The sequence below is a fragment of the Rhizobium sp. CCGE 510 genome (assembly GCF_000292525.1).
GTDB lineage: Bacteria > Pseudomonadota > Alphaproteobacteria > Rhizobiales > Rhizobiaceae > Rhizobium.
The window spans coordinates 1-25,169 of sequence record NZ_AEYF01000031.1 but is presented as its reverse complement, the minus strand read 5'-3'; the positions used below and the strand labels follow the sequence as shown (position 1 = coordinate 25,169).

General features: G+C 61.8%; 20 protein-coding genes and 1 pseudogene. 4 read left to right on the top strand and 17 right to left on the bottom strand.

Annotation, left to right across the window (positions count from 1 at the left end; all coding sequences use genetic code 11):
- Positions 1–114: 114 nt before the first annotated feature.
- The 4 genes from RCCGE510_RS15615 to RCCGE510_RS15600 all read left to right on the top strand — a co-directional run bounded on the left by RCCGE510_RS15615 (position 115) and on the right by RCCGE510_RS15600 (position 4,569).
- Positions 115–1,098: a tripartite tricarboxylate transporter substrate-binding protein gene (locus RCCGE510_RS15615; RefSeq protein WP_007631322.1), complete on the top strand. Its 984-nt coding sequence runs from the start codon at positions 115–117 to the stop codon at positions 1,096–1,098.
- Positions 1,099–1,315: 217 nt separating this feature from the next.
- Positions 1,316–1,777 carry a tripartite tricarboxylate transporter TctB family protein gene (locus tag RCCGE510_RS15610; RefSeq protein ID WP_007631321.1) on the top strand — a complete coding sequence of 154 codons (462 nt, stop codon included), beginning with the start codon at positions 1,316–1,318 and terminating at the stop codon, positions 1,775–1,777.
- 9 nt (positions 1,778–1,786) lie between these two features.
- Positions 1,787–3,292, top strand: a complete 1,506-nt coding sequence (locus RCCGE510_RS15605; protein ID WP_007631320.1) for a tripartite tricarboxylate transporter permease — start codon at positions 1,787–1,789, stop codon at positions 3,290–3,292.
- 107 nt (positions 3,293–3,399) lie between these two features.
- The gene (locus RCCGE510_RS15600; protein ID WP_007631319.1) at positions 3,400–4,569 is read left to right on the top strand and encodes a M20 aminoacylase family protein; all 1,170 of its coding nucleotides are present in this window, start codon (positions 3,400–3,402) and stop codon (positions 4,567–4,569) included.
- A gap of 168 nt (positions 4,570–4,737) precedes the next feature.
- Here RCCGE510_RS15600 and RCCGE510_RS15595 read toward each other — a convergent pair whose 3' ends face one another.
- From RCCGE510_RS15595 to RCCGE510_RS15515, 17 genes and pseudogenes are all read right to left on the bottom strand, one after another.
- Positions 4,738–6,525 (bottom strand): adenine deaminase, encoded by a 1,788-nt coding sequence (locus RCCGE510_RS15595; protein ID WP_007631318.1) that lies wholly within the window; start codon positions 6,523–6,525, stop codon positions 4,738–4,740.
- Complete coding sequence (locus RCCGE510_RS15590) at positions 6,522–7,442, bottom strand: nucleoside hydrolase (protein WP_007631317.1); 921 nt, start codon at positions 7,440–7,442, stop codon at positions 6,522–6,524. Before RCCGE510_RS15590 ends, RCCGE510_RS15595 begins: the two co-directional genes overlap by 4 nt.
- Before the next feature lie 4 nt (positions 7,443–7,446).
- Positions 7,447–8,472: an ABC transporter ATP-binding protein gene (locus RCCGE510_RS15585; protein WP_007631316.1), complete on the bottom strand. Its 1,026-nt coding sequence runs from the start codon at positions 8,470–8,472 to the stop codon at positions 7,447–7,449.
- Positions 8,465–9,244, bottom strand: coding sequence for an ABC transporter permease (locus RCCGE510_RS15580; protein ID WP_007631315.1), 780 nt, complete (start codon positions 9,242–9,244; stop codon positions 8,465–8,467). Before RCCGE510_RS15580 ends, RCCGE510_RS15585 begins: the two co-directional genes overlap by 8 nt.
- Entirely contained in the window at positions 9,241–10,068 is an 828-nt protein-coding gene (locus RCCGE510_RS15575; RefSeq protein ID WP_007631314.1) for an ABC transporter permease, read from the bottom strand. The genes RCCGE510_RS15580 and RCCGE510_RS15575 overlap by 4 nt, the downstream gene beginning before the upstream one ends.
- 67 nt (positions 10,069–10,135) lie before the next feature.
- Positions 10,136–11,158, bottom strand: a complete 1,023-nt coding sequence (locus RCCGE510_RS15570; RefSeq protein WP_007631313.1) for an ABC transporter substrate-binding protein — start codon at positions 11,156–11,158, stop codon at positions 10,136–10,138.
- Position 11,159: 1 nt separating this feature from the next.
- Positions 11,160–12,204: pseudogene (locus RCCGE510_RS15565) on the bottom strand (LacI family DNA-binding transcriptional regulator).
- Between the two features lie 172 nt (positions 12,205–12,376).
- Positions 12,377–13,816 carry an efflux transporter outer membrane subunit gene (locus RCCGE510_RS15560; protein WP_037078878.1) on the bottom strand — a complete coding sequence of 480 codons (1,440 nt, stop codon included), beginning with the start codon at positions 13,814–13,816 and terminating at the stop codon, positions 12,377–12,379.
- A 150-nt stretch (positions 13,817–13,966) separates the two neighbouring features.
- Positions 13,967–17,077 carry an efflux RND transporter permease subunit gene (locus tag RCCGE510_RS15555; RefSeq protein ID WP_007631309.1) on the bottom strand — a complete coding sequence of 1,037 codons (3,111 nt, stop codon included), beginning with the start codon at positions 17,075–17,077 and terminating at the stop codon, positions 13,967–13,969.
- A 47-nt stretch (positions 17,078–17,124) separates the two neighbouring features.
- Positions 17,125–18,336 carry an efflux RND transporter periplasmic adaptor subunit gene (locus RCCGE510_RS15550; protein WP_007631307.1) on the bottom strand — a complete coding sequence of 404 codons (1,212 nt, stop codon included), beginning with the start codon at positions 18,334–18,336 and terminating at the stop codon, positions 17,125–17,127.
- Between the two features lie 157 nt (positions 18,337–18,493).
- Complete coding sequence (locus RCCGE510_RS15545; RefSeq protein WP_007631305.1) at positions 18,494–19,096, bottom strand: TetR family transcriptional regulator; 603 nt, start codon at positions 19,094–19,096, stop codon at positions 18,494–18,496.
- Between the two features lie 104 nt (positions 19,097–19,200).
- Positions 19,201–20,145, bottom strand: coding sequence for a phosphoribosylaminoimidazolesuccinocarboxamide synthase (locus RCCGE510_RS15540; protein WP_007631302.1), 945 nt, complete (start codon positions 20,143–20,145; stop codon positions 19,201–19,203).
- 180 nt (positions 20,146–20,325) lie between these two features.
- Complete coding sequence (locus tag RCCGE510_RS15535) at positions 20,326–22,068, bottom strand: SLC13 family permease (protein ID WP_007631300.1); 1,743 nt, start codon at positions 22,066–22,068, stop codon at positions 20,326–20,328.
- A gap of 102 nt (positions 22,069–22,170) precedes the next feature.
- Entirely contained in the window at positions 22,171–22,857 is a 687-nt protein-coding gene (locus RCCGE510_RS15530; RefSeq protein WP_037078895.1) for a phosphoribosyltransferase, read from the bottom strand.
- A 20-nt stretch (positions 22,858–22,877) separates the two neighbouring features.
- Positions 22,878–23,684, bottom strand: a complete 807-nt coding sequence (locus RCCGE510_RS15525) for a pseudouridine synthase (RefSeq protein WP_007631297.1) — start codon at positions 23,682–23,684, stop codon at positions 22,878–22,880.
- Positions 23,685–23,838: 154 nt separating this feature from the next.
- The gene (locus tag RCCGE510_RS15520) at positions 23,839–24,045 is read right to left on the bottom strand and encodes a hypothetical protein (RefSeq protein WP_007631295.1); all 207 of its coding nucleotides are present in this window, start codon (positions 24,043–24,045) and stop codon (positions 23,839–23,841) included.
- A gap of 141 nt (positions 24,046–24,186) precedes the next feature.
- Positions 24,187–24,525 (bottom strand): hypothetical protein, encoded by a 339-nt coding sequence (locus RCCGE510_RS15515; RefSeq protein ID WP_007631293.1) that lies wholly within the window; start codon positions 24,523–24,525, stop codon positions 24,187–24,189.
- Positions 24,526–25,169: the final 644 nt, after the last annotated feature.

Here is a 25,169-nt window from a genome sequence, read left to right as displayed (position 1 = left end):
CTTTCGAAGCTGGCTGCAGTGATTGCGGGCCGATTTTTCCGGGCGACAATAGGTAATCCGAACCGGCGCGGAGGATGTGTCGGCGGGCTAGCTTGTTTTACCAGGGAGGAAACGATGAAAATTCTGAAGGCCATGCTGGGCCTGACCGCGGCGGCCGCGGTCTCTCTTCTCGCCAGCGCCGCTGCGGCGCAGACCTATCCCGAGCGCACCATCACCATGGTCGTACCCTTTGCGGCCGGCGGCCCGACGGATACCGTCGCGCGTCTCGTCGCCGAATCCATGTCGAAGGATCTCGGCCAGCAGATCGTCGTCGAAAATGTCGGCGGCGCGGGCGGCACGCTCGGCGCCGGCCGGGTGGCGAGTGCCGATCCCGACGGTTACACCATCCTGCTGCACCATATCGGCATGGCGACCAGCGCCACGCTCTACCGCAAGCTTGCTTACGACACGCTCGGCGCCTTCGACTATGTCGGCCTTGTCACCGAGGTGCCGATGACGATCGTCGCCCGCAAGGACATGGAACCTACCGACCTCAAGGGGCTGATCGATTATATCAAGGCCAATAAGGACAAGGTGACGGTCGCCAATGCCGGCATCGGCGCCGCCTCGCATCTTTGCGGGATGATGTTCATGAGCGCTATCCAGACGCCGCTGACGACGGTTCCCTACAAGGGAACCGGCCCTGCCATGACCGATCTGCTCGGCGGCCAGGTCGACGTCATGTGTGACCAGACGACCAACACGACCAAGCAGATCCAGGGCGGCACGATCAAGGCCTATGCCGTGACTTCGCCAAAACGTCTCGACGTTATGAAGGACATTCCGACGGCAGTCGAAGCCGGCCTGCCGGGTTTTGAAGTCGGCATCTGGCACGGCATCTACACGCCGAAGGGCACGCCGGCTGAAATCAACGACCGTCTGTCGAAGTCGCTGCAGGTCGCACTGAAGGATCCGAATGTCGCCGCGCGCTTTGCCGAACTCGGCACGGCGCCATCCTCAGACGCCGATGCGACGCCCGCTGCGCTGAAGGCGAAGCTCGAAAGTGAGATCGCCCGGTGGAAAACGGTGATCGAGGCTGCCGGCGAATATGCCGACTGAGACTTGTCCTCGTCCAGGGCATGCCGGATGAGCCCCTCGCCCCAACCCTCTGCCCGCTTGCGGGGAGAGGGACCTGCCCCACGCAACAGCGGCCGGGATGAGAGGCCAGCGGCATATCCCCTTCTCCCCGCGGGCGGGGAGAAGCTGCCGGCAGGCGGATGAGGGCTAGCTCCTTTGTGACGCGTCACGTGAACCATCTCCAACTCCAGGAGACACCATGAAATCCATCAGTTTCGATACCACTAATGCGATCTGCGGCGCGCTCTTCGTCGCGACCGGCGCTTTCTTCGCCATTCAGTCGCTGGGGCTCGACCTCGGCACGGCAGTGCGCATGGGGCCGGGTTATTTTCCCCTGGTGCTTGCCTTTGTGCTCGTGCTTCTCGGCGCGATCATCTTCATTCAGGCACTGCGCGTCGAGGGGGAGCCGATCGGCCCATTCGCCTGGCGCGGCATGGTCTTCATCCTGCCGGCGCCCGTCTTGTTCGGACTGACGGTGCGCGGGCTCGGATTTGCGCCGGCGCTATTCCTCACCGCATTTATCGCCTGCTTCGCATCGCAAAAGATGAACCTGTTCGTTGCGATCATTCTTTCGCTGCTGCTGACGGTCTTTTCGGTGGCGGTGTTCAGCTATGGACTCGGGCTGCCGTTCGAGCGCTTCGGTCCCTGGGTCCGGTTCTAGGAGGCGATGATGGATCTTTTCAGCAATCTCGCGCTCGGTTTTGCGACGGCCGGCACTCCGGAAAACCTGCTCTTCTGCCTGATCGGCGTGCTGCTCGGCACGCTGATCGGCGTGCTGCCAGGTATCGGCGCCACGGCGACGATCGCCATGCTCTTGCCGATCACCTTCCAGCTCGAACCGGTCTCTTCGCTGATCATGCTCGCCGGCATCTATTACGGCGCGCAGTACGGCGGCTCGACCACTGCTATTCTGATCAACATGCCGGGCGAATCCTCGTCCGCTGTCACCGCGATCGACGGTTATCAGATGGCACGCAAGGGCAGGGCAGGGGCAGCGCTGGCGATCGCGGCGTTCGGTTCGTTCTTTGCCGGAACGGTCTCGACCTTCCTCGTGGCGATCTTCGCGCCGCCGCTAACGGCCATCGCGCTGCAATTCGGGTCGGCGGAGTACTTCTCGCTGATGGTCGTCGGCCTCGTTTCGTCGATTGCGCTCGCGCACGGCTCTGTCGTCAAGGCGCTCGCGATGGTGGCGCTCGGGCTGCTGCTCGGCCTCGTCGGCACAGACATCTATACCGGCACGCCGCGCTTCACGCTCGGCATTCGCGAATATGCCGATGGGCTGAATTTTGTGGCGCTTGCCGTCGGCGTTTTCGGGGTGGCGGAAATCCTGCGCAACCTCGAGGGTGAATCGACACGCACGGTATTGATGGCCAAGGTGTCGGGCCTTTTGCCGTCGCGCCAGGAATTCAAGGAGATGATCGCGCCGATTATTCGCGGCACGGTGATCGGCTCGGCGCTCGGCATCCTGCCGGGCGGCGGCGCGATCCTTGCCTCCTTCGCTTCCTATACGGTGGAAAAGCGGATGTCGAAGACGCCGGAAGAGTTCGGCAAGGGGGCGGTTGCCGGTGTCGCCGGACCGGAATCGGCCAACAATGCTGGAGCGCAGACCTCATTCATTCCGCTGTTGACCCTCGGCATTCCCGCCAATCCGGTCATGGCGCTGATGATCGGCGCGATGATCATCCAGGGCATCGTGCCGGGGCCGAATGTCGCCACCGAGCAGCCGGCGCTGTTCTGGGGCATCATCGCCTCGATGTGGATCGGCAACCTGATGCTGGTCATCCTCAATCTGCCGCTGATAGGCCTCTGGGTGAAGCTCTTGACCGTGCCTTACTACGTGCTCTTCCCGATCATCATGGCCTTCTGCTCGATCGGGGTCTACAGCGTCAACGCCAACGTCTATGACCTCTACGCTGTCGCCTTCTTCGGGCTCATCGGTTATGTGCTGGCAAAACTTCGCTGCGAGCCGGCGCCGCTGCTGCTCGGCTTCGTGCTCGGACCGCTGCTCGAGGAAAACCTCCGGCGCGCCATGATCCTGTCGCGCGGCGATCCGACCACCTTCGTCACCCGGCCGATCAGCGCCACTCTTCTGGCCATCGCACTTGCCGTGCTCATCATCGTCTTCCTGCCAAGCGTCAAGAAGAAGCGGGAAGAGGTGTTCGTCGAAGAGACTTGATGATTGAATTTGCGAACCGTTTGATAAACAAGGGATGATCTGACGCGGGCGCCGGTTGGGCGCCCGTTTCGGATGAAGGGATTTCCAGGCCCCAGGAGCATTGCCCGATGAGCATTCCCGCCCGGATCAAGGACGATCTGCCATTCCTCACCGCCCTGCGCCGCGATCTGCATGCCCATCCCGAACTCGGATTCGAGGAGCAGCGCACCGCCGCCATCGTCGCCAGACTTCTTGAGGAGGCTGGCATCGCCGTGCATCGCGGACTGGCCGGTACCGGTGTGGTCGGCACGTTGCAGGTCGGCAACGGCAAGCGCCGGATCGGGCTCAGGGCCGATATGGATGCGCTCGCCATGCCCGAGATGGCGGAGCGGCCCTATAAATCGACGGTGCCTGGCCAGATGCATGCCTGCGGCCATGATGGACATACGGCGATGCTGCTCGGTGCCTCGCGCCATCTTGCGGCGACGCGAGGTTTCTCTGGCACGGTGCATTTTATCTTCCAGCCGGCCGAAGAAGGGCGAGGCGGGGCAAGGCGCATGGTCGAGGAGGGGCTATTCAAGCTTTTTCCCTGCGACGCCGTCTACGGGCTGCACAACATGCCGGGGCTTGCGCTCGACGAGATCGCCGTGGTCGAAGGACCGCAGCTTGCCTCATCGGACAGCTGGCGCATTACTTTTCGCGGCATTGGCACCCACGGCGCCAAGCCGCATCTCGGCCGCGATCCGATCACGGCCGCCGGCACCTTCCTATCATCGCTGCAGACCATCGTCGGACGGGTGGTCGATCCGCTGCAGCCGGCCGTCGTCAGCGCCTGTTTCCTGCAGGCCGGCGACCCGAAGGCGCTGAACGTCATTCCCGATATCGTGAATATCGGCGGGACGGCGCGGGCCTATTCGCCCGAAGTGCGCGACCAACTGGAGACCGAGATCGGTCGGTTGGCGCATGGCACTGCGGCTATGTATGCAGTTGCCGTCGATTACGTATTCGAGCGGCGGATTCCGCCTGTTATCAACGATGCGAATGCAACCGCGCGGGCGCTCGCCGCGGCCGGCTCGGTGTTCGGCAGGAAGGTGCGGACAAGCTTTCCGCCTTCGACGGCAGGTGATGATTTCGCCTTCTTCGCACAGAATGCGCCCGGCTGTTACGTCTGGCTCGGCAACGGCCCGGCGGTAGACGGGGCGCTGCATCACAACACCGCCTATGATTTCAATGATGAGGCGCTTGGTTATGGCGCGGCTTATTGGGTGGCGTTGGTGGAGCGGGAGTTGAAGGCGTAGCCGGTGTTCGCGGCCCTCATCCGCCCTACGGGCACCTTCTCCCCAAGGGTAGAAGGGATACGCCGCAGCGTCTCGATTCCCTCTTCTCCCCTCGGGGAGAAGGTGCCCATAGGGCGGATGAGGGGGCCACACGGGCAATCCCCTCGTTTGCAGTCTGTGCGTCCTGACTTACAAAACCTCCAGCACCGGACTTTCCAGCACCTCGCCCGTCCCGACATCGGCAATCCCCCGGTCCGTCTGATGCGGGCCGAGATTGCAGGCGAGGGTCGCGCCAAAGCAAGCTTTGAAGACCAGGTAGGGCGGTTTCCAGTCGACGATTTTTTCCATGGCCTTGCGGATGTCGGCGAAGGCCAAGGCGGTGTTTTTTAGCGTCGCACTGGTCACCAGGCCGGAGAGCGGCAGCGGCAGGAGCGCCTCGATCTTTCCGTCTTTGGCGACGGCCATGCCGCCGCCGGCTGATATGACGGCATTGGCCGCGAGCGCCATGTCGCGCGTATTGCCGCCGAAGACGGTGAGGTTGTGGCTGTCATGCGAGACGGTAGTGCAAAAGGCGCCGCGCCATTCCCCCCAGCCGGTGAGAAAACCGATGCGCGGGATACCATTTGCCTGCCCGTGCCGATGGGCGACGGCGATCATGGCGCTTCCGGCCGGCGGCACGACGAACCCGTCGCTGACCTCTGCCTCCGCCTCACTCCATTGCGTAAAGCGCGGGCGGTCGATGGTGGCGACGCGGACGCGCTCGCCTCTTGATGGAATGCGGAAATCACGCTCGCCCAGTTGCGGGAGCTTCACCGAATTGACGAGCGGTGCCGGATCGAGCTGCTGGACGGCAATCTGCATGCTGCCGTTGCGGGCGACGATGCGGCCACTTGATATGACCAATTGTGCCCGGAATTCCATGAGGTCCTCGAAGACTACGATGTCGGCGCGGCGGCCAGGGGCGACGAGGCCGAGATCGGGACGCTTCAGCCGTTGTGCGGCATTGAAGGTCGCGGCCCGGATCGCCCATTCCGGCTTCATTCCGTAGCGCACCAGCCGGCGGATGACATCGTCGAGGCCGCCGTTTTGATGGAGTTCATCGGGAAAGACGTCGTCGGTGCAGAGCGTGACAGTCGCCGGTAGGTGGCCGAGACCGTTTAGCACCTCGACGAATTCCTGCAGCAGGTGGTCGTGCGAGCCGCGCAGCTCGATCGTCAGGCCGGCGGAAAGCTTGGCGAGGAGGTCGGCGCCGGAGGTGAGTTCGTGATCGGAGGTGACGCCCGCTGCCATGAAGGCGTTGAGATCGGCGCCTTCAAGGCCACGGGCATGGCCGCAGACGAGCTTGCCGGAGGCAAGGCCGGCATTGACGATCGCCACCATGCGCGGATCGCCGTCGATGACGCCGCGCATGTTCATCACTTCGGCGACGCCGCCGACGGCGGAGGAACGCAACATCTCGGCGATGACGGAGGCATCGAAATCGGCACCGGCGAGTTCCAGGCCGGGAGCCGACGGCACGCAGGAGGGAGCAAGCAGGATCATGCGCAGCGGCAGGCAGCGGGCCGCCTCGATCGCCCAGCGCACACCGTCAAGCCCATGCACGTTGGCGAATTCATGCGGATCCCAGACGACCGTGGTGACGCCGCGCGCCAGCACGGCGCTCGCATATGCCGCGGGTGTCACCATCGAACTCTCGACATGCATGTGGGTGTCGATCAGGCCGGGCGTCAGGATGCCGCCTGCCGCATCGATGATTTCGGCCGCATCGCTGCGGCTTGCCGGAGGGTGGACGCTGGCGATCAGGGCGCCAACGAAGCCGATATCGGCCTCGCGTATCAGTCCCGTCACCGCGTCGAGCAGCCGGCCGCCGGCAATCAGCATGTCGAAGGGCGCATCGCCGCGCGCGGCGGCGACGGCGCGGGCGCGCAAGGCGGGATCGTTGAGATCGCCGGGTTCCTGGCGAGGAATGGCGTTCATTTGCGGGCCTCGTTGACCAGGGCTGCAAGAATGATGACACGCGCCTTGTCGGCATCGATGTCGGCGGCAAATTGGGCATTGAAGGCTGCGTGTGTAGCGCGGGTCTCGACGACGGTGCGGCCACGGGTCAAGGCGCCCTGCAGCTCGACGTCGATGCGCGCGGGCCGGAAACTGACGACATCGGCAGCGACGAAGGCGACGGCGGCGGTGGGATCGTAGATCGCCATGCCCGGGCGGCCGCGGCTGGTACCGATGCGGATGTAGCCTGCAAACATATCGGCGATCAGCCCGGCATTGGCGCCGCCGGCATTGCGCACCGGTTCGGCATCCTCGGGCCTTGCCAGCACCTTGCGGCAGAGATCGAGATCGACCATGCGCAGCGGCAGACCATGGGCAATGACGATCGACAGTGCCTCGGAATCGGCGAGCGCGTTGAACTCGGCAGACGCCGTGTGGTTGCCTGAGGTGACGCCGCCGCCCATCCACACAAGTTCGCTGATGCGGGCGGCAAGATCGGGGCGGGCGAGCGCCACTGCGGCGATATTGGTCAGCGGGCCGAGCGCCAGGATACGGTGCTCGCCCTGACCTTCCAACCAGCGGCAAAGCGCTGCAAAGGCATCGCTTTCGGCAAGGGCTGATACCTCTGGGAGGCTCTTGCCGATGGTTGGGATGCCGGTTTCGCCGAGGATCGCCTGAGCGGTCTCGAGCTTGCCGAGAACAGGCATGGCGCGACCGGTGTGGATGGGGAATTTCCAGCCGAAGGCACTGGCAGCGCTGGCGGCATTCGTTTTCACCTGCCTCAGTGGCGTATTGCCGAAAACCAGCGATACGCCGTCGATCTCTAATTCCGATTGACCCACCACCAGAATGGCGGCGATGTCGTCGAAGCCCATGTCGGTGTCGATCCAGACGCCCATGATTTCACCCAAACCGCTTGAGGCTGGCAGCGCCGGCAACCGGAAGGTCGAAGGCGAGCCTACTTCCGATCTCGTGGGGCGGCAGACCGGCATCAACCTCGGCCTTGATCGGTCCGAGCGCGGTGTCGAGGAGATATTCGCGGGTGTTGCCTGCGAAAGACGTGCCGCGCACGGTGCCCTGAAAAGTGCCCGAGCCAAGGATCACCTTACGTGGCCGCCAGGCGAGGCCTGCCGCAGCTTGCGGTGCGGGGCCGGAAAGGGCGATCGGGCCGTTCGGCGTCACAAGCTTTCCATCCTTCAGCGCGAAGACATTCTCGAAGCCGACGAAATCGGCGACGAAGGCGGAGGCCGGATTGTTGTAGATTTCTTCCGGCGTGCCGATCTGTTCGATGCCGCCGTTCAACATCACGACGATGCGGTCGGCGAGCGCCAAGGCCTCGACCTGGTCGTGGGTGACGAAAATCATGGTGACGCCGGTCTCCTTCTGCACCCGCTGCAATTCGGCGCGCATTTCGAGGCGAAGCCGGGCATCGAGATTGGAAAGCGGCTCGTCGAGCAGCAGCACTTTCGGCTCCATCACCATCGAGCGGGCGAGCGCCACACGCTGCTGCTGGCCGCCGGAGAGTTCGGCGGGCTTGCGGCCGGCGAAAGCCGACAGGCCGACCGATTTCAGGCCGGAGGCGATACGGGCGTCGAGATCTGCGCCCGAAATACCCTTGAGGCGCAGGCCAAAAGCGACGTTCTCAAAAACCGTCAGATGCGGGAAGAGCGCGTAGGACTGGAAGACGAGTCCGACGGCGCGCTTGTTGGCCGAAACGCGGGTGATATCGGCTCCATCGAGGCTGATACGGCCGGAGGCGGGCGTCAGCAGGCCGGCGATGGCTCGCATGGTTGTCGTCTTGCCGCAGCCGGAGGGGCCGAGAAGCGCCACCAGTTCACCCTTGCCGATCGTAAGGTCGAGATTGCCGACCGCGACCGTGTCGCCATAGGCAAGCGTCAGCTTGTCGAGTTGAAGATAGGCATCAGACATAGCGTGAGAATCCCAGGAAACGTTCGGCGAGGAAGACGATGCCCATCGAGAGAAAGGCGAGAAGGGCGGAGAGCGCCGCAATGGACGGATCGTAGGTGGTTTCCATGTAGCCCAGCATGTCGATCGGCAACGTGCGGACGCCTGGTCCGGAAAGGAAGAGCGACACCGGCACTTGATTGAAGCTGGTGACGAAACCGAGGATGAAGGCGGCAAGGATGCCGCCGCGGATATTCGGCATGACCACGCGGAAGAAAGCGCCGAGTCTGGACGAGCCGAGCAGGACGGCGGCCTCCTCGATGTCCGAGCGCAGATTGTCGAGGCTTGCCGAGACGACACGCACTGCATAGGGCAGTACCAGTGCGGTATGGGCGAAGAAGAGTGCCAGCGTGATGTCGAAACCGAAAGGAACGACGAGATAACGCAGCAGCGCCAGGCCGACGATGATGCCGGGCACGATGATCGGCAGCGAGACGATGGTGCGGACGGTTTCGGCCGCGGGCAGCCGGTAGCGCGACAGGGCATAGGCGGCCGGGATGCCGAGGATGAGGGCTGCGAGCGTTCCGAAGACGGCGAGGAACATCGACATGGCGAAGCTGTCGCGGAAACTCTCGACAGTGAACACCTTCATGACCCAGCGCAGCGACAGTCCCTGTGGCGGGAAGGCCAGCGTATCGCCGGCCGATAGCGAAGCGGCAATAATGATCAGGAACGGACCGATCAGGAAGACCAGCAGCAGGAAAAGCACGATCGGCGAAAATAGGCGCAGGGTCATCGGCGGTTCCTCGCCGTCGCAAGGCGTTTCAGCAGGATATTGGCCGCAAAGCTCATGATGATCAGAATGAAGGCGATGACGCTTGCCGAGACGAAATCATTGGCGACGGAAACCTGCTGATACAGCAGCGTTTCCAGCATCAGCACCTTGGAGCCGCCAAGCACGGCAGGGGTGATATAGGCGGTCAGCGATCCGGTGAAGACCAGCGTGCCGCCGACGACGAGACCTTCCTTGGTCAGCGGCAGGATGACCTTCCAGAAGACCTGGAACCAGTTGGCGCCAAGCACGCGTGCTGCGGGTATCGCATCCTTCGGCATGTTTTCGAGCGCGCTGATTAAGGAAAGTATCATCAGCGGTAGAAAGAGCTGCAGGAGGCCGATGAAGACGGCGGTCTCGGTGAACAGCAGCCGCAGCGGCTCGGCGCTGAGGCCGAGGCCCGTTATCGCCTGGTTGACGATGCCGGTGCGGCCGAGAATGACGATCCAGGCATAGGTGCGGGCGACAGGAGAGATCATCAGCGGCAAGGTGACGAGGCCGATCATGCGGCCTTTGCCATTCGGTGGCAAGTTGACGATGGCGAAGGCTGCGGCATAACCGATGACAGCCGAGACGGCGGTAACTTCGAGGCCGAGCCGGAAGCTGCGCACGAAGACCGTGCGGTTCAGCGTCTCGGAGAAGAAACCGGCATAGGCCGACAGTGTCCAGGCGCCACCGGCATGGAAACCCTCCGACAGCAGGATTGCGACGGGCAACAGAAAGACCAGGGTTGCAAAGACGGCTGCCGGCAGGGCAAGCGCCAGGGCTTCTGCGCGGTTCTGGAACATGAGACGCCTTTCGAGCGGACGGAGGATGGTCCCGGCTGAGGCGCCGGGACCGGTTCTCAGGCAGGCCTTATTGCCCGACCTTTTCGTTCCATGTCTTCAGCCAGCCGGCACGGTTGTCGAGGGCGACGGCGGAGGGGATCAGCTTGAGGCTCTTGGCGGTTTCCTCGCCATAGGTGAGGTTGTTGGCGGCGGCTTCGGAAAGCTTGACCTCGCGGTTGGCCGGGCTGTCGATCAGCTTTTCGGCAAGCTTGGTCTGGATGTCGGTCGAGAGCCAGAAATCCATGAATTGCAAAGCGAGGTCCTGATTCTTCGCCCCCTTGGTCAACACCAGCACATTCATGCCGCCGGTCTGGCCCTCCTTTGGCGTTGCCCAGGCGACCGGCACGTCGAGCTTGGTGAAACCGGCCCAGGAGAAACGGCCGATCGGCGCTGCCCAGATTTCCTCCTGCTGCATCAGTTGCACCAGTTGCGAGGATTTTTCATAGAAGGTGACGATCTCGTCCTTCTTTTCGCCCAGCGCCTCGATCGGTCCTTTCAGATCGGGCGTATCTTTTCCAAGCGCCAGGCCGAGCATGTAGAGCGCCGGTGGGCCCTGATTGGTGGTCACGTTCGGAAACGCGACGTGCCCGACATATTCCGGCTTCAAAAGGTCGGTCCAGGAATCGATCTTCATCTTGTCGGACCGATAGGCGATCGAGGTGGCGTAGAAGGTATAACCGACACTCATGCCGTCGCCGTTCGGGTCCTTGGCAACGTCGTAGAGCTTGGTGAAGCTGGCAAGCTTGGCGGTATCGATCTTGTCGATCAGGCCGGCGCGTGAGGCGGCTAGCGCATCGGCCATCGAAACGGCGGCGAGATCGATGACGGGATTGGCCTTGTTGGCTTCCAGCTTGGCCAGACGCTCGACGCTGTTGCCGGTCTCGACCACCAGCTTGCAGCCGCATTTGGCTTCGAAGGGATCGTAGACCAGCGCCTTGAAATCGTCCTGCGCAAAGGCATAGACGGAAATGGTCAACGTGCGGTCGGCAGCGGCCGCTCCGAGCGGAGAAAGGGCGGCGATTGCTGCCGAGGCAATGAGAGCTTTTTTCATCTTACATGTTCTCCATCTCTGAGGTTTTTGGTGCCGGGGTTCGCAGGCCCGGATGATTGGCGGACGATCAGCTGCATGGCGACGCGATCGATCTCGGCGGTAACCAGCATGCCTTGCCGGATGCTGCTTGTTCTTATGGTATCCACCAGCGCCGACACGGCAATTCCGGCAATAGTGTCCATGTCCATTCGAACCGTCGTCAGCGACGGCGTGACGACCGGCGACCAAATGAGGTCGTCGAAGCCGGTAACGCTGACATCGGCCGGAATGTTGACACCGGCCTGCTGCAGCTCCGTCAGCGCGCGAAGCGCCTGCAGGTCGGAGAGGGCTGCGAAGGCCGTGAACCCCTGCCTGACTTTTTCGGCGAGACCGAGCGGGCAGCCGCTGCCACCAATTTGCTCCAGCCTCTCGATCCACAGTGTCTCGGAATGCATTCCCAGGCGCATCCCGGCGCGGATGCCGTCAGCGCGGTCGTTCTGGACGTTGGATTCCTGATTGTTGCCGATGATGAGGATGCGGCGATGGCCGAGGCTGGCGAGATGGCCGGCGATTTCGCACCCGCCCTGCCAGTGGTCGGCGGCAACGGTATTGCCTGGTGTGGAGGCGGTGTCGATAACGGCGACCGGACAGGCGGCGGCGGAAATGCGGGTGGCGCGGCGGGGAATGATGACCATGCCGTCGACGCCGCGCTCGACCAGCCGATTGATCGCTTCGGTCTGGGTGGCGGCGTCGCCGCGGGAATCGGCGATCAGCACGCCGTAACCGGCGGCGGAAGCGGCGAATTCGATCGCCTGGGCAATCTTCGGGAACAGCGGATTGGCGATATCAGGGAGCACCAGGCCGAGAACGCCGCTGCGGCCGGTCCTCAGCGCCCGGCCGGCCTGGCTCGGGACATAACCGAGTTCGGCCGCATGCTCGCGGATCCTTTCAACCAATTGGCCGGATACCCGACCCTTGCCTGATAACGCATTGGAGACCGTGGCGACGGAAACGCCGAGCGACGTCGCTATCCTGCTGAGGTTCGGTCCCGAACGCGATGAAGCCATGATCGACGGCGCTCTTGATTAATCGTTTAATCAAGCTTTACATCAGCTTTTTTCGCTTGTCGATTCCCAATTCATCTTATGTGAATTATCCGGATACAAAATTCGGTCAACATGAAAAAGCCCCGCGGGACGATCGCGGGGCTCTGGATGTCAGACGGCACAAGGCGGCCGATCAGGTCTTGGCGGGCTTCACCACGACAGTGGTGTTGGCTACGGTGGTCTTGCCGCCTGGGGCAAAGCCGCCGCCGACTGCGACGTTCAGCGAGACATAGTCCTTGGCCATCTGCTGGACGGCTGCGGCAAGGCTTGCTTGGGCGAGCGAAACCTGGCGCTGGGCGTCGAGAACGTCAAGCAGCGACGAAGCGCCGTCCTTGTAGGATGCGGTGGAAAGTTCGAGTGTCTCCTGCGTGGTCTTCACCTGAGCCTGGAGTGCCGAGACGGTGCGGGCGTCACGCCGGACGGCCGAAAGCGCGTTCTCGACCTGTTCGATCGCGGTCAGCACGGTCGATTTCCAGTTGAGGTAGGCCGTAGCAGCATCAGACTGTGCCGATTTGACGTTGGCGCGCAGGCGGCCACCATCGAGGATCGGCAGGTTGAGGGTCGGGCCGAAGGACCAGGGTGTCAGGCCGCCATGGATGCCGCGCTGATTGATATAGGCCGGCGAAATCGAGCCGCTGAGCGAGATGCTTGGATAAAGCTGCGCCTGGGCAACACCGATATTGGCCGTTGCGGCAGCGAGGTTACGTTCCGCTACGCGGATATCAGGCCGGTTGCGGATCAGGTCTGCCGGGATGCCGGAGGTGATGCTGCCGCGGAACACCGGCTGACCGGCGCCCCTCAGCAGCTCATCGACGAGAGTTGATGCAGGCAGGCCGAGCAGCGTGGCGATGTGATGGGCCGATATGCGGGCATTGGTTTCGAGGCCGGGAATTTCGGCGAGCGTCGACTGTACCAAGCCTTCGGCCTGGACGACGTCGAGACGCGAGGCGGCACCAGCTTCAAGCTGGAATTTGGTGAGTTCGTAGGTCTCCTGGCGAGACTTCAAGTTGGCCTTGGAAAGCGCCAGGCGCTGCTGGTAATAGCGGACATCGATATAACTCGAGACCATGTCCTGCACGAGAGTGAGCTTGGCGACGTCCGCGGATGCGTAAGCGGAATCGAGCGAAGCGAGAGCGCCTTCCGTGCTGCGCTTGTAGAGGCCGAAGATATCGAGCAACCAGCTCAGCTGTGCTTCGCCGCCGCTGGTGTTGCGTGTGTCAAACTGCGACCGCAGCTCACCCCTCTGGCCGCTGACCGTGTGCGAGGCGCCGACCGTCAGGTTCGGCAGGCCGCCGGCTCCTGCTACGGTAACGTTGGCGGAAGCCGCATTGATTCGTTCGATCGCCTGCTGGATTGACAGGTTCTGGTCGAGGCCGCTCTGGACATAGCCGTTCAGCTTGCGGTCGTTGAAGGCATTCCACCAGGCTACGGTGGTGACATCGCCGTCGCTCTTGGTGCTGCCCTCTCCGAATTTGGCGGGCAGTGGCATCTCAGGAGGAACATGATCCGGGCCAACAACGCAGCCCGACAACAATAACAATAATGCCGGTGTGGCAAAACGAAGAGATACCATTCATTTCATCCTGTACTCGAGCAAGTCAATTCTAGTCTGAAGCTTCATACTTCACTAACGGCCGCCGCGCCTCGCTCTACCAAAAACACCATGCCGAAGCAGTCGGCCGCAATGTAGCAACGAGAACAGCATTATCACAGTGCATTTATATCACACTCCTGCCGCATTTTTGCCGCGTGTGGCAAAGATGCGTCGAATGACGACGAAGAAGGAGGGAACGAAGAAGATTCCGAGCATCGTCGCCGCCAACATGCCGCCGAGAACGCCGATACCGATGGCGTTTTGTGCCGCCGAACCCGCGCCTGTCGCGATTGCCAGCGGCACGACGCCGAGAATGAAGGCAAGCGAGGTCATGATGATCGGCCGCAAGCGTAATCTCGCCGCTTCCAGCGTCGCTTCGTAGAGGCCCATGCCACTTTCCATGCGATCTTTGGCGAATTCGACGATCAGGATCGCGTTTTTTGCCGCCAGCCCGATGGTTGTGAGCAGGCCGACCTTGAAATAGACGTCGTTGGCCTGACCGAACAAGGTTGCTGCCGTCAGCGCCCCGAGAATACCGACAGGCACCGCCATGATCACCGAGAAAGGGATGGACCAGCTTTCGTAAAGCGCCGCCAGGCAGAGGAAGACGACGAGAACGGAGATTGCATAGAGCATCGGCGCCTGCGAACCGGAAAGCCGCTCCTGATAGGAGATGCCCTGCCAGGCGACCGTATAACCGCCGCCCAGCTGTTCGGTCAGCGCTTCCATTTCGTTCATCGCATCGCCGGAGGAAATCCCGGGTGCGGAAGCTCCGTCGAGCGGAATGGCGCTGACGGCGTTGAAGCGGGCAAGCGAGGGCGCACCCTTCACCCACTCCGTTCGGGTAAAGGCGGAAAACGGCACCATTTCGCCGGCATTGTTGCGGGCATACCAGTGGTCGAGATCATCAGGCTGCATGCGGAAGGGCGCATCGCCTTCAACGTAGACGGGCTTGATCTCGCCATTCAGGGTGAAATCGTTGACGTCGCGGCCGGTGAAGATGATCGACAGCATCGAATTGACCGAGGCGATGTCGACGCCCATCGCACCGATCTTTTCCTGATCGAGCACGATTCGCATCTGCGGCTCGACTTCCTTGTTGCTGCTGCGCAGCGCCACGATCTTGCCCGAGGTGTTGCCCATCTGGATCAGCCGCTTGGAGGCGGCTGTCAAGGCATCATTGCCGTGACCGCCGGTATCGACGAGATACATGGAGAAGCCGCTCGACACGCCGAGGCCCTGGATCGCCGGCGGCAGAAGCGCGAAAACCTGCGCCTCGCGGATCTTGAAGAAACTGCCAAGCGCCCGGTTGACGACCGACTGGGCGCTCAGCGCCGGATCGGTACGCTGCGAGAAATCCTTGAGCTTGGTGAAGACGATGGCGCTGTTCTGGCCGGAGCCGTTAAAGCCGAAGCCGAGCGCGCCGAACACGGATTCGACCGCATCCTTCTCATTTTCCCGATAGTACTTCTCGACCTTCTCGACGACTGCCTGGCTTTGCTGGGTCGTCGAGCCCGGCGGCGTGGTGACGATGGTCAGCAGTACGCCCTGGTCTTCCTGCGGCAAGAACGAGCTCGGCAGGCGGGTGAAGAGATAGGCGCAGCCGGCGCCGACGAGCAGGAAGACCAGCATGACGCGGATCGGCCGTTTCAGGAGATAGCCGATGGTGCTGACATAGCCGTTGGTCGAGCGCGTGAAATTGCGGTTGAACCAATCGCCGACGCGGTGTTTCCTGTGTTCGCCGACCGGCTTCAGCATCGTGGCGCAAAGGGCGGGCGTCAGCACGAGGGCGACGAGCGCCGACAGTAGCATGGCCGAGACGATGGTGATCGAGAACTGACGATAGATGATGCCGGTCGAACCACCAAAGAAAGCCATCGGAATGAAGACGGCGGTGAGGACGAGGGCGATGCCAACAATGGCGCCGGTGATTTCGCCCATCGACTTTTCCGTCGCCTCGAGCGGCGAAAGCTTCTCTTCGGACATGATGCGTTCGACATTTTCGACGACGACGATGGCGTCGTCGACGAGTAGGCCGATCGCCAGCACCATCGCGAACATCGTCAACGTATTGATCGAATAGCCGGTGATCGCCAGCACCCCGAAGGTGCCGAGCAGGACGACGGGAACGGCAATCGTCGGGATCAGCGTCGCCCGCAGGTTCTGCAGGAAGATGAGAAGGACGACGAAAACGAGCACGATCGCCTCGATCAGCGTGTGCACCACCTTTTCGATCGACAGCTCGACGAAGGGCGTCGTGTCATAGGGATAGGTAATCTCGACACCGGCGGGCAGGCCGCGGCCGATGACAGCGAGCGCAGAGCGCACGCGGGCGGCGGTATCGATGGCGTTGGCGCCGATCGCCAGGTTGACGGCAAAACCGGTCGAGGGCTGGCCATTGTAACGCGAATTGCCGCCGTAGCTTTCCTGGCCGATCTCGATTCGCGAGACATCGCTCAGGCGCACCGTCGCGCCATCCTTTTCGACCTTCAGGATAATGTGCTCAAAATCGGCGACGGTGGTCAGCTGACTTTGCGCAGTGATGGTAACGTTGATCTGCTGGCCGGGGATTGCCGGCTGGGCACCGAGCGAACCGACGGAGACCTGGGTGTTCTGCGCCTGGATGGCGGCGGTGACGTCGCTCGGCGTCAGCTGGTATTTCAGCAGCTTGAAGGGGTCGAGCCAGACGCGCATGGCGTATCCCGAGCCGAAGACGTTGATGCTGCCGACGCCCTCCAGGCGCTGGATCTGGTCCTCGATCGAGGTCGACACGATGTTGCCGAGGTCGACCGAATTGCGCTTGCCGTCGGTGGAAACGAGCGAGCCGACGAGAAGAATGCTGGAGGTCGAGCGGGTTACGCTGATGCCGGCATCGATAACGTCGTTCGGAAGCTTCGACTGAACCAGCTGCAGCTTGTTCTGCACCTGTACCTGGGCGATATCAGGGTCGGCGCTCGTCCCGAAGGTCAGCTGGATGCTGGCCGAACCCGTCGACGAGGTTGAGGTCATATAGGTGAGATCGTCGAGGCCGGTCATGCCGTCCTCGATGATCGTCGTCACCGATTTCTCGACAGTCTCAGCACTCGCACCCCGATAGGTGGCATTGATACGGACCGTCGTCGGCGCGATGTCGGGATATTGCGAGATCGACAGGGTGGAGATCGCCAGCAAGCCGGCGAGCATGATGGTGATCGCAATGACCCAGGCGAAAATCGGACGTCGGATGAAAAACTTGGCCATCGGTTGTTCCTGTGCGGCTGAGACGGCGACGTAGGGGCTCGAAGCGATTACTTCGCTGCGGGCTTCTGTGCGTCACCGGCCGCGGGCTGCTCAGCAGCCACGACCACGCCGTTGTCGGTGATCTTCATCGGAACCGGCTTCACCGGCATGCCTGAGGTGATCGATTGCAGGCCACTGACGATCAGCTGATCGCCGTCCTTGATGCCTTCGGTCACGAGCCAGGAATTGTTGGAGGGCGAGCTGTTTTCGAAAGCGCGGGTTTCGACCTTGCCATCGGCGGAAACGAACTGTGCCGTCAGCCGGCCGTTGGCATCACGGCTCGTTGCCAGTTGCGGCAAGGCATACCCCGCCTCGGCGCCGAGTTCGACGGTTGCCCGGACATACATGCCGGGCAGGACGAGACGGTCGGGATTGGGAAAGAGTACGCGGATAATGAAGGTGCCGGTGGTCTCACTGACCACCTGCTTCGACATGTCGAGCTTGCCCTGCTGATTGTATTCCTTGCCGTCTTCGAGGATCAGGTGGAACACGACACTGGCGGCGCCCTTGATGTCGCCGGCGGCCATCGCATCGCGCAGCTTCAGCAGGTTGGTGCTCGATTCCGTCAGCGAGATATAGATTGGGTCAAGTTGGCGGATCGTCGTCAGCGCCGTCGTCTGATTGGCTGAAACGACGTTGCCGACATTATAGGCTGTCTGGTCGCTGACGCCGTCGAAGGGCGCGATGATCCTGGTATGGTCGAGATCGATCTGTGCGGCGGACAGCGCTGCCTTTGCTGACTCGACTTCGGCCTTGGCCTGAAGCAGCGTCGTCTTGGCCGTTTCGAATTCGATCTGGGTGGCGCCACTGCCGACGAGGCGCTGGTAGCGGTCGAGATTGCTTTCAGCGCTCGGCACACTCGCTTCGGCTTTGGAGATTGCCGCCTTGGCTTGCTCGACGGCGGCAATATAGGGGGCATCCTCGATCTGGTAGAGAAGGTCGCCCTTCTTGATCTCGCCGCCTTCCTTGAAGGCGATCTCGCGGATGAGGCCGCTTACCTGCGGCCGGATATCAGCCGTCTGGAAGGTCTCGGCGCGGCCGGGAAGGATCGTGGTGATCGGGAAACTCCCCTTTTTCAGCGCGATGACCCCGACAGGCGCCGCCTGCTGGGCCGTGCCTGCGGATGCATTGCCGGCGGGCTTGCTGGCGTTATCGCTGCAGGCTGCGAGCAATGCGCCGAACGCCAGCGCCGAGGAGATGAGGAGGGCACGCCGTATCATTCTGAATTCCCTGTGCGATGGCAGTTGCCGTTCAATCCATGGCCGCAGCTCAGCCGAGCGCAGACTTGTATAAGCGTCAGGATTGGTTCGGCATTCAAATGCCATTGTCCGAATTTAACAAAAGCTTTACGAAGTGACGTAAGTTAGCGATCGTCACTTAGCAAGCGTTATTTTGCAGTGCGGCATCGACGAAGCCCACGATGTGCTCGGCGCGGTGCACGAGTGTTTCCTTGTCGTCACGGGCGATCAGGATAGGGTGCAGCACGCAGGCAAGCACGTCTGCGACGGTGCGTGCCGCGCTTTCGGGGTCGCGGCAATGATAACGTCCCTCCGCCATTCCCTCGCCGATGATCTCACCGAGCTTTTCTTCGATACGGGCGCGATAACGGTTGCCGGCCTCGAGTTTGGCCTCAATTGTCGAAAGCACCATTTCGAAGATGTAAGGGTTCTTCTGGATGTCCTGCAGATGGCCTTCCAGCAGGCGAAGGACGAAGCGAAGCAGTTGCTCCTTCGGCGGCAGGTCCTGGTCGAAGGCTGCAAAACGCTCGGTCGCATTGTCGAGATGGCGCCCGGCGATCGCATCGATCAGCGCGACTTTAGAACGGAAATGCTTGAAGACATTGGCCGGCGACATGTGGAGCGCGCCGGCGATGTCGGCAATCGACACTGCGACATAGCCGCGCTCGCGAAACAGCATCTCCGCCATGGAGAGAATGTCTTCCCGCGTTTCCTCGGCCTTGCGTCTCGGCCTTCTTGCCATCCGTCCCCCGCCGGGCGAGCCCGATCCTTCTTTCGGCTGATGTTAGCGCGATTGCACGAAATGCAGCAAGTCGATCATTGGCCGGCGGCCTTCGCGCCGCCCTCTCAGAGGAAGTAGGGGGTGAGGTTCTTTCGGACACGGGCAAGCGGCGTCTCGCCACTATCGTCGGGCACAAAGCGCTGGCCGGTGATCGCCTCATACGCCTTGATATAGACGGCCGAGGTCTGCTCGATCAGTTCGTTGGGGATTTCCGGAATGTCGTCCTTATAAGGGTCGCAGCGCTCTGCCACCCAGGCGCGGACGAAATCCTTGTCGAAACTTTCTGGACGTTTTCCCGCGGCGAAGCTTGCCGGATAGCTTTCGGCAAGCCAGTAGCGGCTGCTGTCGGGCGTGTGGATCTCGTCGGCTAGGATGATATTGCCGTCGCCATCGGTGCCGAATTCATATTTGGTGTCGACCAGAATCAATCCACGTTTCGCGGCCATCTCCTGGCCGCGGGCGAAGAGCGCAAGCGCGTATCGCGACAGGGTCTGCCACCGCTCCTTGGTCAGAAGGCCGCGCGTGACGATTTCGTCAGGCGTCAGCGGCTCGTCATGGCCGCCATCGAATTCCTTGCTGGTCGGGGTGATGACGGGTTCGGGCAGGATCTGGTTGTCGCGCATGCCGTCTGGCAGGCGCATGCCGTACATCTGGCGCTCACCCTTCTTATAGAGTGTCAGGATCGACGTGCCGGTGGTGCCGGCGAGATAACCGCGCACGACGATCTCGACCGGCAGGATGTCGAGCCGCGTGCCGATGACGACATTCGCATCGGGATAGTCGAGGACGTGGTTCGGGCAGATGTCCCTTGTCGCCTCGAACCAGTAGCGCGCCGTCTGCGTCAGCACCTGGCCCTTATAGGGAATGCAGGTGAGAATGCGGTCGAAAGCACTCAGCCGGTCGGTGCTGATGATAATCCGGCGTCCGTCCGGAAGATCGTAATTCTCGCGCACCTTGCCGCGATAATAATTCGGCAGTTCCGGGAAATGGGCTTCGGAGAGGATTCGCACGGCGCTCGACTGTCCTTGTGATTGGGTGAAGGCTTCCTGCTCTACTGCATAATTCCTTAAATCGGAATCGATTTAAGGAATTATGCAGCACTCAAAATGCTCCAGCGTCCTTTGCGCGTCTGAAAGACGCGCGGCGCTGTAGTCATTGCCGGGAAGTCAAGGTGGCGCCCAAGTATCGCATCACAGCCAGAACAGAGCCAGGAGAAGCAAAGCGAGGCCGTAACTTGTAACGGCAAGCGGCCAGCCGGCGCGCAGGAAGTCACTGAAGCGGTAGCCGCCAATGCCCATCGCCAACGTGTTGTTGTGATGGCCGAAGGGCGTCAGGAAATCGAGCGAGGCGCCGGCCGCGACGGCGATCAGATAGGCGTCCGGCGCATGGCTGCCGGCCTTTGCGAATTCCAGTGCGATCGGCGCCAGAACGATTGCGACCGTCGCGTTGTTGACGAAGGGTGTCAGCGCCATGGCGAGGAAGAGGATGAGAGCAATGCCGAAGAGCGGATGGGTGATCGGCACGACGAGGCTGAGCCAGCCGGCAATGGTTTCTGCCGCCCCAGTGGTTGCCACTGCCTGACCGATCGGGATCATCGCCGCCAGCATTATAATGATCGGCCAATTGAGATCGGCCATCGCCTGTCGGATGTTGAGATGATTGAGCAGGGCAAGCACGAGCACGACGCCGGCAAAAGAAACATCGGGACGCAAGCCGGCCGCCGAGGCGGCGATGCCGCAGGCAAAGAGCGCGAAGGGCCGCCAAGAGAGCGAGGCTGGTTCGCTCGAAGCAGCCGAGGCGAGCGGCAGGCACTCGCTTTCTTCAAGCGCTTCGGCGATCGCCATGCGCGGCCCCTCCAATGTCAATATATCGCCAATCGACAGCTGCAGATCCAGGAAGCGGCCTTCTATGCGCGGCGCGCGCATGGCGAGAGCGGTGACCGCAACGCCGCGACTGTGAAAGATTTCGAGCGAGCGGATCCGCGAACCCACCAGCGTGCTTTCCGGCATGACGACGGCTTCGACACGGGTAAAATCCGGCTGCAGGCCATGCGGGTGGGCATCGGCCATCAGCGCCTGCGCGGCGGCAAGGCCTGCAAAGACCGTATCGCCGCCTTCGGCAAGCAACACGTCGCCGGCTGCGATCACCGACTGGTCGAGCGGACCGAAGACGAAATTGTCGCCACGGATTAGCGCATGCGGCTTGATGCCGAAACGCGCGGGACAATCGGAAAGCCGCACGCCGATCAACGGCGAAACGTCGGGGATGCGACGCTCGACGACGATGCGGCGCGTGGCCGGAGAGGCCGTCGCCGGCGCTTCGTCGAGATCTGGAAACAGCCGCTGCACGCGAAAGGCGATGAGCAAAATGCCGGCGATCGCGACCGGCAGGCCGACATAGGCGAAATCGAAAAAGCGAAAGCTCGCGCCGGTCGCTTTGGTGAGCGCATCGCTGACGAGCAGGTTGGCCGGCGTGCCGATCAGCGAAACGAGACCGCCGAGCAGGGCTGCGAATGAGACCGGCATGACGAGCTGGCGGCGGGGGATCGCCAGAGCCGTGCCGAGCCGCAGCGCCACCGGCAGGGCGATCGCAAAGGCACCGATATTGTTAATGAAAATGGAGATGAATCCGGTAAGCGACGAAATGCCTGATATGACCTGGAAACCCGAGGGCCCTGAGGCGGCGAAACGGGCAGCCAGACTGTCGAAGAGCTTGGCGCGCGCCAGCACCTGAACAATCAGCAGGATCTCGACGACGGTGACGACGACGGGACTGGCGAAGCCCGTGAAGATCTGGTCGGCGGGATAGAGGCCGAGCGCATGGCCGACAAGCAGACCGGCGATCGAGACCACCTCGATGCGGAAGCGATCGAGTGAGAAGAGAACGAGCATCCCCAGCAGAAGGATCAGCAGGAGTGCTTGCTCGAACGTCATGCGTGGATCCGGTCTTTCATCGACCAGGCAGACTGTAATCGTTCCTCATGCTCTGTACAGAGGTGCCTTCAGGCAAAGATTGGACAATTTCCATATCTCGCGTCAAGCCGTCGGAGCCTGCCACCGGCCCGCTGCGTTCCGTTCCAGAATGGGCGTTGCGAAAACGCCGACTGTGCGCTCGATCCATTGCGGCCCGACGGCCGCAAGGCTGTCGCGCCAGCGCTCCGATTGCAGCATCGCCGCACCGATGGCGGCGGGTTCGATGCCGCAGGCCGTCAGCAGGTGAAGACCGGCGGCGATCGAGGCGCCGCTGGAAATGACGTCATCAATCAGAGCGACGCGCCGCCCGGTCAGCAGCGGCAGCATGCGCGGATCGATATAGAGCCGCTTCTGTTGCGTTGGCGTGGTGATCGAGGACAGGGCAACGGAGAGCTCGTCGCGGTACCAGAATTTGCGTGAGGTGCCGAGCGGAACGTACCTGTTATGACCGAGCTTCTGCGCCACGGCGGCGGCAAGCGTCAGGCCGAGCGTCGGCAGGCCGGCGACAACATCGATGCGCATGGGCCTGATCTTTTCGGCGAGGCTTTCGGCCAGCGCATCGAGGACGGCGAAGCTCGCCTGGTTGACGATCAGCGAGGCAAGGGCGTGATCGCCATCCGCCAGTATGCGGATCGGCAGGCGAAGTTGGCGGCCATCCTCCAGCGCGGCGACATAAAAGGAGGTGAACTCCCGGTCGTCGGGGAAGGTGCCGGGAGGATGAATCTCCTGCCAGAAATCATGCGGCGCCATCGCCATCGCCATCACATCGGTCAATTGCGTCTCGCCCTTTCCATGCCGGTTCTGCGGCGTAGCGCCTGCAATTCCACCTCGCTCAGCGCACGCACGGCGCCTTTCGGCAGTTCGCCGAGTTCGAGCCCGCCGATTGCAACGCGCACGAGGCGCAGGCATTCGCTTCCGAGGGCTTCCAGCATGCGGCGGATCTGGCGGTTGCGGCCCTCGTCGAGCTCGACCTCGATCCAGGAATTCCGGTCGCCCTGGCGCAACCGCCGCGCGGCGGTCGCCGTCAGCAATTCGCCGTCGTGACGGATGCCCGATGTCATGGCGGCGATGCCTTCATCATCCATGACGCCGTCGATCTGGACGTGATAGGTCTTCGTCACATGGGTAATCGGATCGAGCAGGATCTGCGCGAATTCGGTGTCGTTGGTGAACAGCAGCAGCCCCTCGCTTGCCTTGTCAAGCCGGCCGACGGGGGAGAGATGCGGGATATCGAAATCCCGGAGACAATCATAGACCGTTGGTCTGCCTTCGGGATCATGACGGGTCGTGACGAGACCGCGGGGCTTGTTGAGCATCAGGTAGATTTTCGCCTCTGCAACGATCACGAGTCCGTCGACGCTAATCCGAGCAGTTGCAAGATCGACCCATGCGGAGATATCGGTGATGGTGCGGCCGTCGACGGCGACGCGGTTTTCGGCGATCAGCCGTTCGGCCTGGGTTCGGGAGCAATAACCGAGCTTAGAGAGGGCGCGGGGAAGGGTGACCCGCTTGCCTGCAGCGTTATCGGCGGGCTTTGTCCGCTCACGCGTCTTATGCGGTGGGCGCCGCTCCCTCATCTGCCGTCCTTGTCTTGCTTCGTGCCCTCTCTTGGCATGAACGGCGCATGGATGCCAGCAACGCAAAAGAAAACCAGACGGAATGAATAATGCCGCAAAAAGGATTCAGCGCTTCAGGGTAAAGCGCAGTGGGGCTTGCTGGGATTGGGCTGCCTCAGCGGCAGACCATGAAGCCGGCCAGTTCCTTGCGGCTGACAACGATACCGGCGGCGGCCTTGACCGGGTCCGGATGTGTGTAGGATAGGCTTGGCATTTCCGGCAGGTCGAGTGCCTGGCGCATATTCATGATGCCGACGGCGTGACGACCATTGGCGCCGTCGACGCTGACTTCGATGATGCAGTTGGCCCTCTTGTTTTCCATGGTAGTCCTCCCTTCGTTTTTTATGTTCCCATAGCTGGCATTAAAAATTGGTTTTTGTAAGACATAAGCGTTTACGCACCCTACCGATAAAAGGATCGGCGGGTGCGTAAAAAAACCGGTCTATGCGTGGATGTTGCGGTCTCAGCGCCACCATTGCCGAGGTTGCGGCTGTTGGCTGCCGGAAAGCAGATATCCGGCGAGGAATCCGATGGCACCTGCAAGTGCTAGCGCAGTGGTCGTTGCGGCCGGATGCTCGCGGGCGGCGTCGGCGGCAGCGACGCCTTCAGCCCTGATCTGAGCGACGGCGTTCTTTGCCCGGGGCAGGGCTTCTTCATATGCCTTGCCGGCCCGGCCGCGCACTTCGTAATAGGCTTCGGCGCCTTGAGCGGAAATCATCTTCTGCAGGCGCGAGACTTCCTGTTGAAGTGCGGCAATGTCCTTGCTGACAGATGCTCTGATATCATCGGTGTTGGCAGCCATGTCGGTCTCCTTCCTTCAATGGGAGAGGAAACACCTCAGATGAAGATAGGTTCCGAGATGTCGGCCTTTGATTTGTGACGGAAATTTAAAGCTCGCCGATTGAGGGCCCTCAATCCTTCATTAACCATAAATTCTTGCAAGCCGCTGTTTTCTTGTCATTTTTCCGCTTGGAGGGCGGCTTTCCGACAGATTTTTGACCAGACGATAAACAAATTTTCAGGAATCCGCTCCGAAACAGCCCCCTGTGGATAATATCCACCGACAAAAATGCCAGCCGAATCAAACTGTTACAAAAATGTCAAAAAACTTTTGGGATGGCTGTTGACTGTTTGGGAGGGTTAGTTCTATAAGCCCACTCACTGAACGAGGGCGGCGGCGCTGCTGGCGACGAAGTCTTTCGTTCTAAAGAAACTCAAGCGGATTGGCGGATTGCTGGTTTGTGTTCTGGGCGCGAGTTTGGAGCGGGTTTTGGTGACGGCTTTGTGTCGTCGGTTTTTTGACAATTGAATATAGAGAAGAAAGAGAAACGTGGGCGGCGGAGCTTGCGGGATCCGAAGAGATTTGGATCCTTTGAAAGAGACTTTGACGGTCACGTTTTATCAAGAGAAGTTACACTGGTTTTCGGAGATTTGGTTTCGGCTATT

Coding starts and splice junctions, on each gene's coding strand:
- RCCGE510_RS15615 (WP_007631322.1), top strand. CDS start 115: ATGAAAATTCTGAAGGCCATGCTGGGCCTGACCGCGGCGGCCGCGGTC.
- RCCGE510_RS15610 (WP_007631321.1), top strand. CDS start 1,316: ATGAAATCCATCAGTTTCGATACCACTAATGCGATCTGCGGCGCGCTC.
- RCCGE510_RS15605 (WP_007631320.1), top strand. CDS start 1,787: ATGGATCTTTTCAGCAATCTCGCGCTCGGTTTTGCGACGGCCGGCACT.
- RCCGE510_RS15600 (WP_007631319.1), top strand. CDS start 3,400: ATGAGCATTCCCGCCCGGATCAAGGACGATCTGCCATTCCTCACCGCC.
- RCCGE510_RS15595 (WP_007631318.1), bottom strand. CDS start 6,525: ATGAACGCCATTCCTCGCCAGGAACCCGGCGATCTCAACGATCCCGCC.
- RCCGE510_RS15590 (WP_007631317.1), bottom strand. CDS start 7,442: ATGGGCGTCTGGATCGACACCGACATGGGCTTCGACGACATCGCCGCC.
- RCCGE510_RS15585 (WP_007631316.1), bottom strand. CDS start 8,472: ATGTCTGATGCCTATCTTCAACTCGACAAGCTGACGCTTGCCTATGGC.
- RCCGE510_RS15580 (WP_007631315.1), bottom strand. CDS start 9,244: ATGACCCTGCGCCTATTTTCGCCGATCGTGCTTTTCCTGCTGCTGGTC.
- RCCGE510_RS15575 (WP_007631314.1), bottom strand. CDS start 10,068: ATGTTCCAGAACCGCGCAGAAGCCCTGGCGCTTGCCCTGCCGGCAGCC.
- RCCGE510_RS15570 (WP_007631313.1), bottom strand. CDS start 11,158: ATGAAAAAAGCTCTCATTGCCTCGGCAGCAATCGCCGCCCTTTCTCCG.
- RCCGE510_RS15560 (WP_037078878.1), bottom strand. CDS start 13,816: ATGGTATCTCTTCGTTTTGCCACACCGGCATTATTGTTATTGTTGTCG.
- RCCGE510_RS15555 (WP_007631309.1), bottom strand. CDS start 17,077: ATGGCCAAGTTTTTCATCCGACGTCCGATTTTCGCCTGGGTCATTGCG.
- RCCGE510_RS15550 (WP_007631307.1), bottom strand. CDS start 18,336: ATGATACGGCGTGCCCTCCTCATCTCCTCGGCGCTGGCGTTCGGCGCA.
- RCCGE510_RS15545 (WP_007631305.1), bottom strand. CDS start 19,096: ATGGCAAGAAGGCCGAGACGCAAGGCCGAGGAAACGCGGGAAGACATT.
- RCCGE510_RS15535 (WP_007631300.1), bottom strand. CDS start 22,068: ATGACGTTCGAGCAAGCACTCCTGCTGATCCTTCTGCTGGGGATGCTC.
- RCCGE510_RS15530 (WP_037078895.1), bottom strand. CDS start 22,857: ATGGCGCCGCATGATTTCTGGCAGGAGATTCATCCTCCCGGCACCTTC.
- RCCGE510_RS15525 (WP_007631297.1), bottom strand. CDS start 23,684: ATGAGGGAGCGGCGCCCACCGCATAAGACGCGTGAGCGGACAAAGCCC.
- RCCGE510_RS15520 (WP_007631295.1), bottom strand. CDS start 24,045: ATGGAAAACAAGAGGGCCAACTGCATCATCGAAGTCAGCGTCGACGGC.
- RCCGE510_RS15515 (WP_007631293.1), bottom strand. CDS start 24,525: ATGGCTGCCAACACCGATGATATCAGAGCATCTGTCAGCAAGGACATT.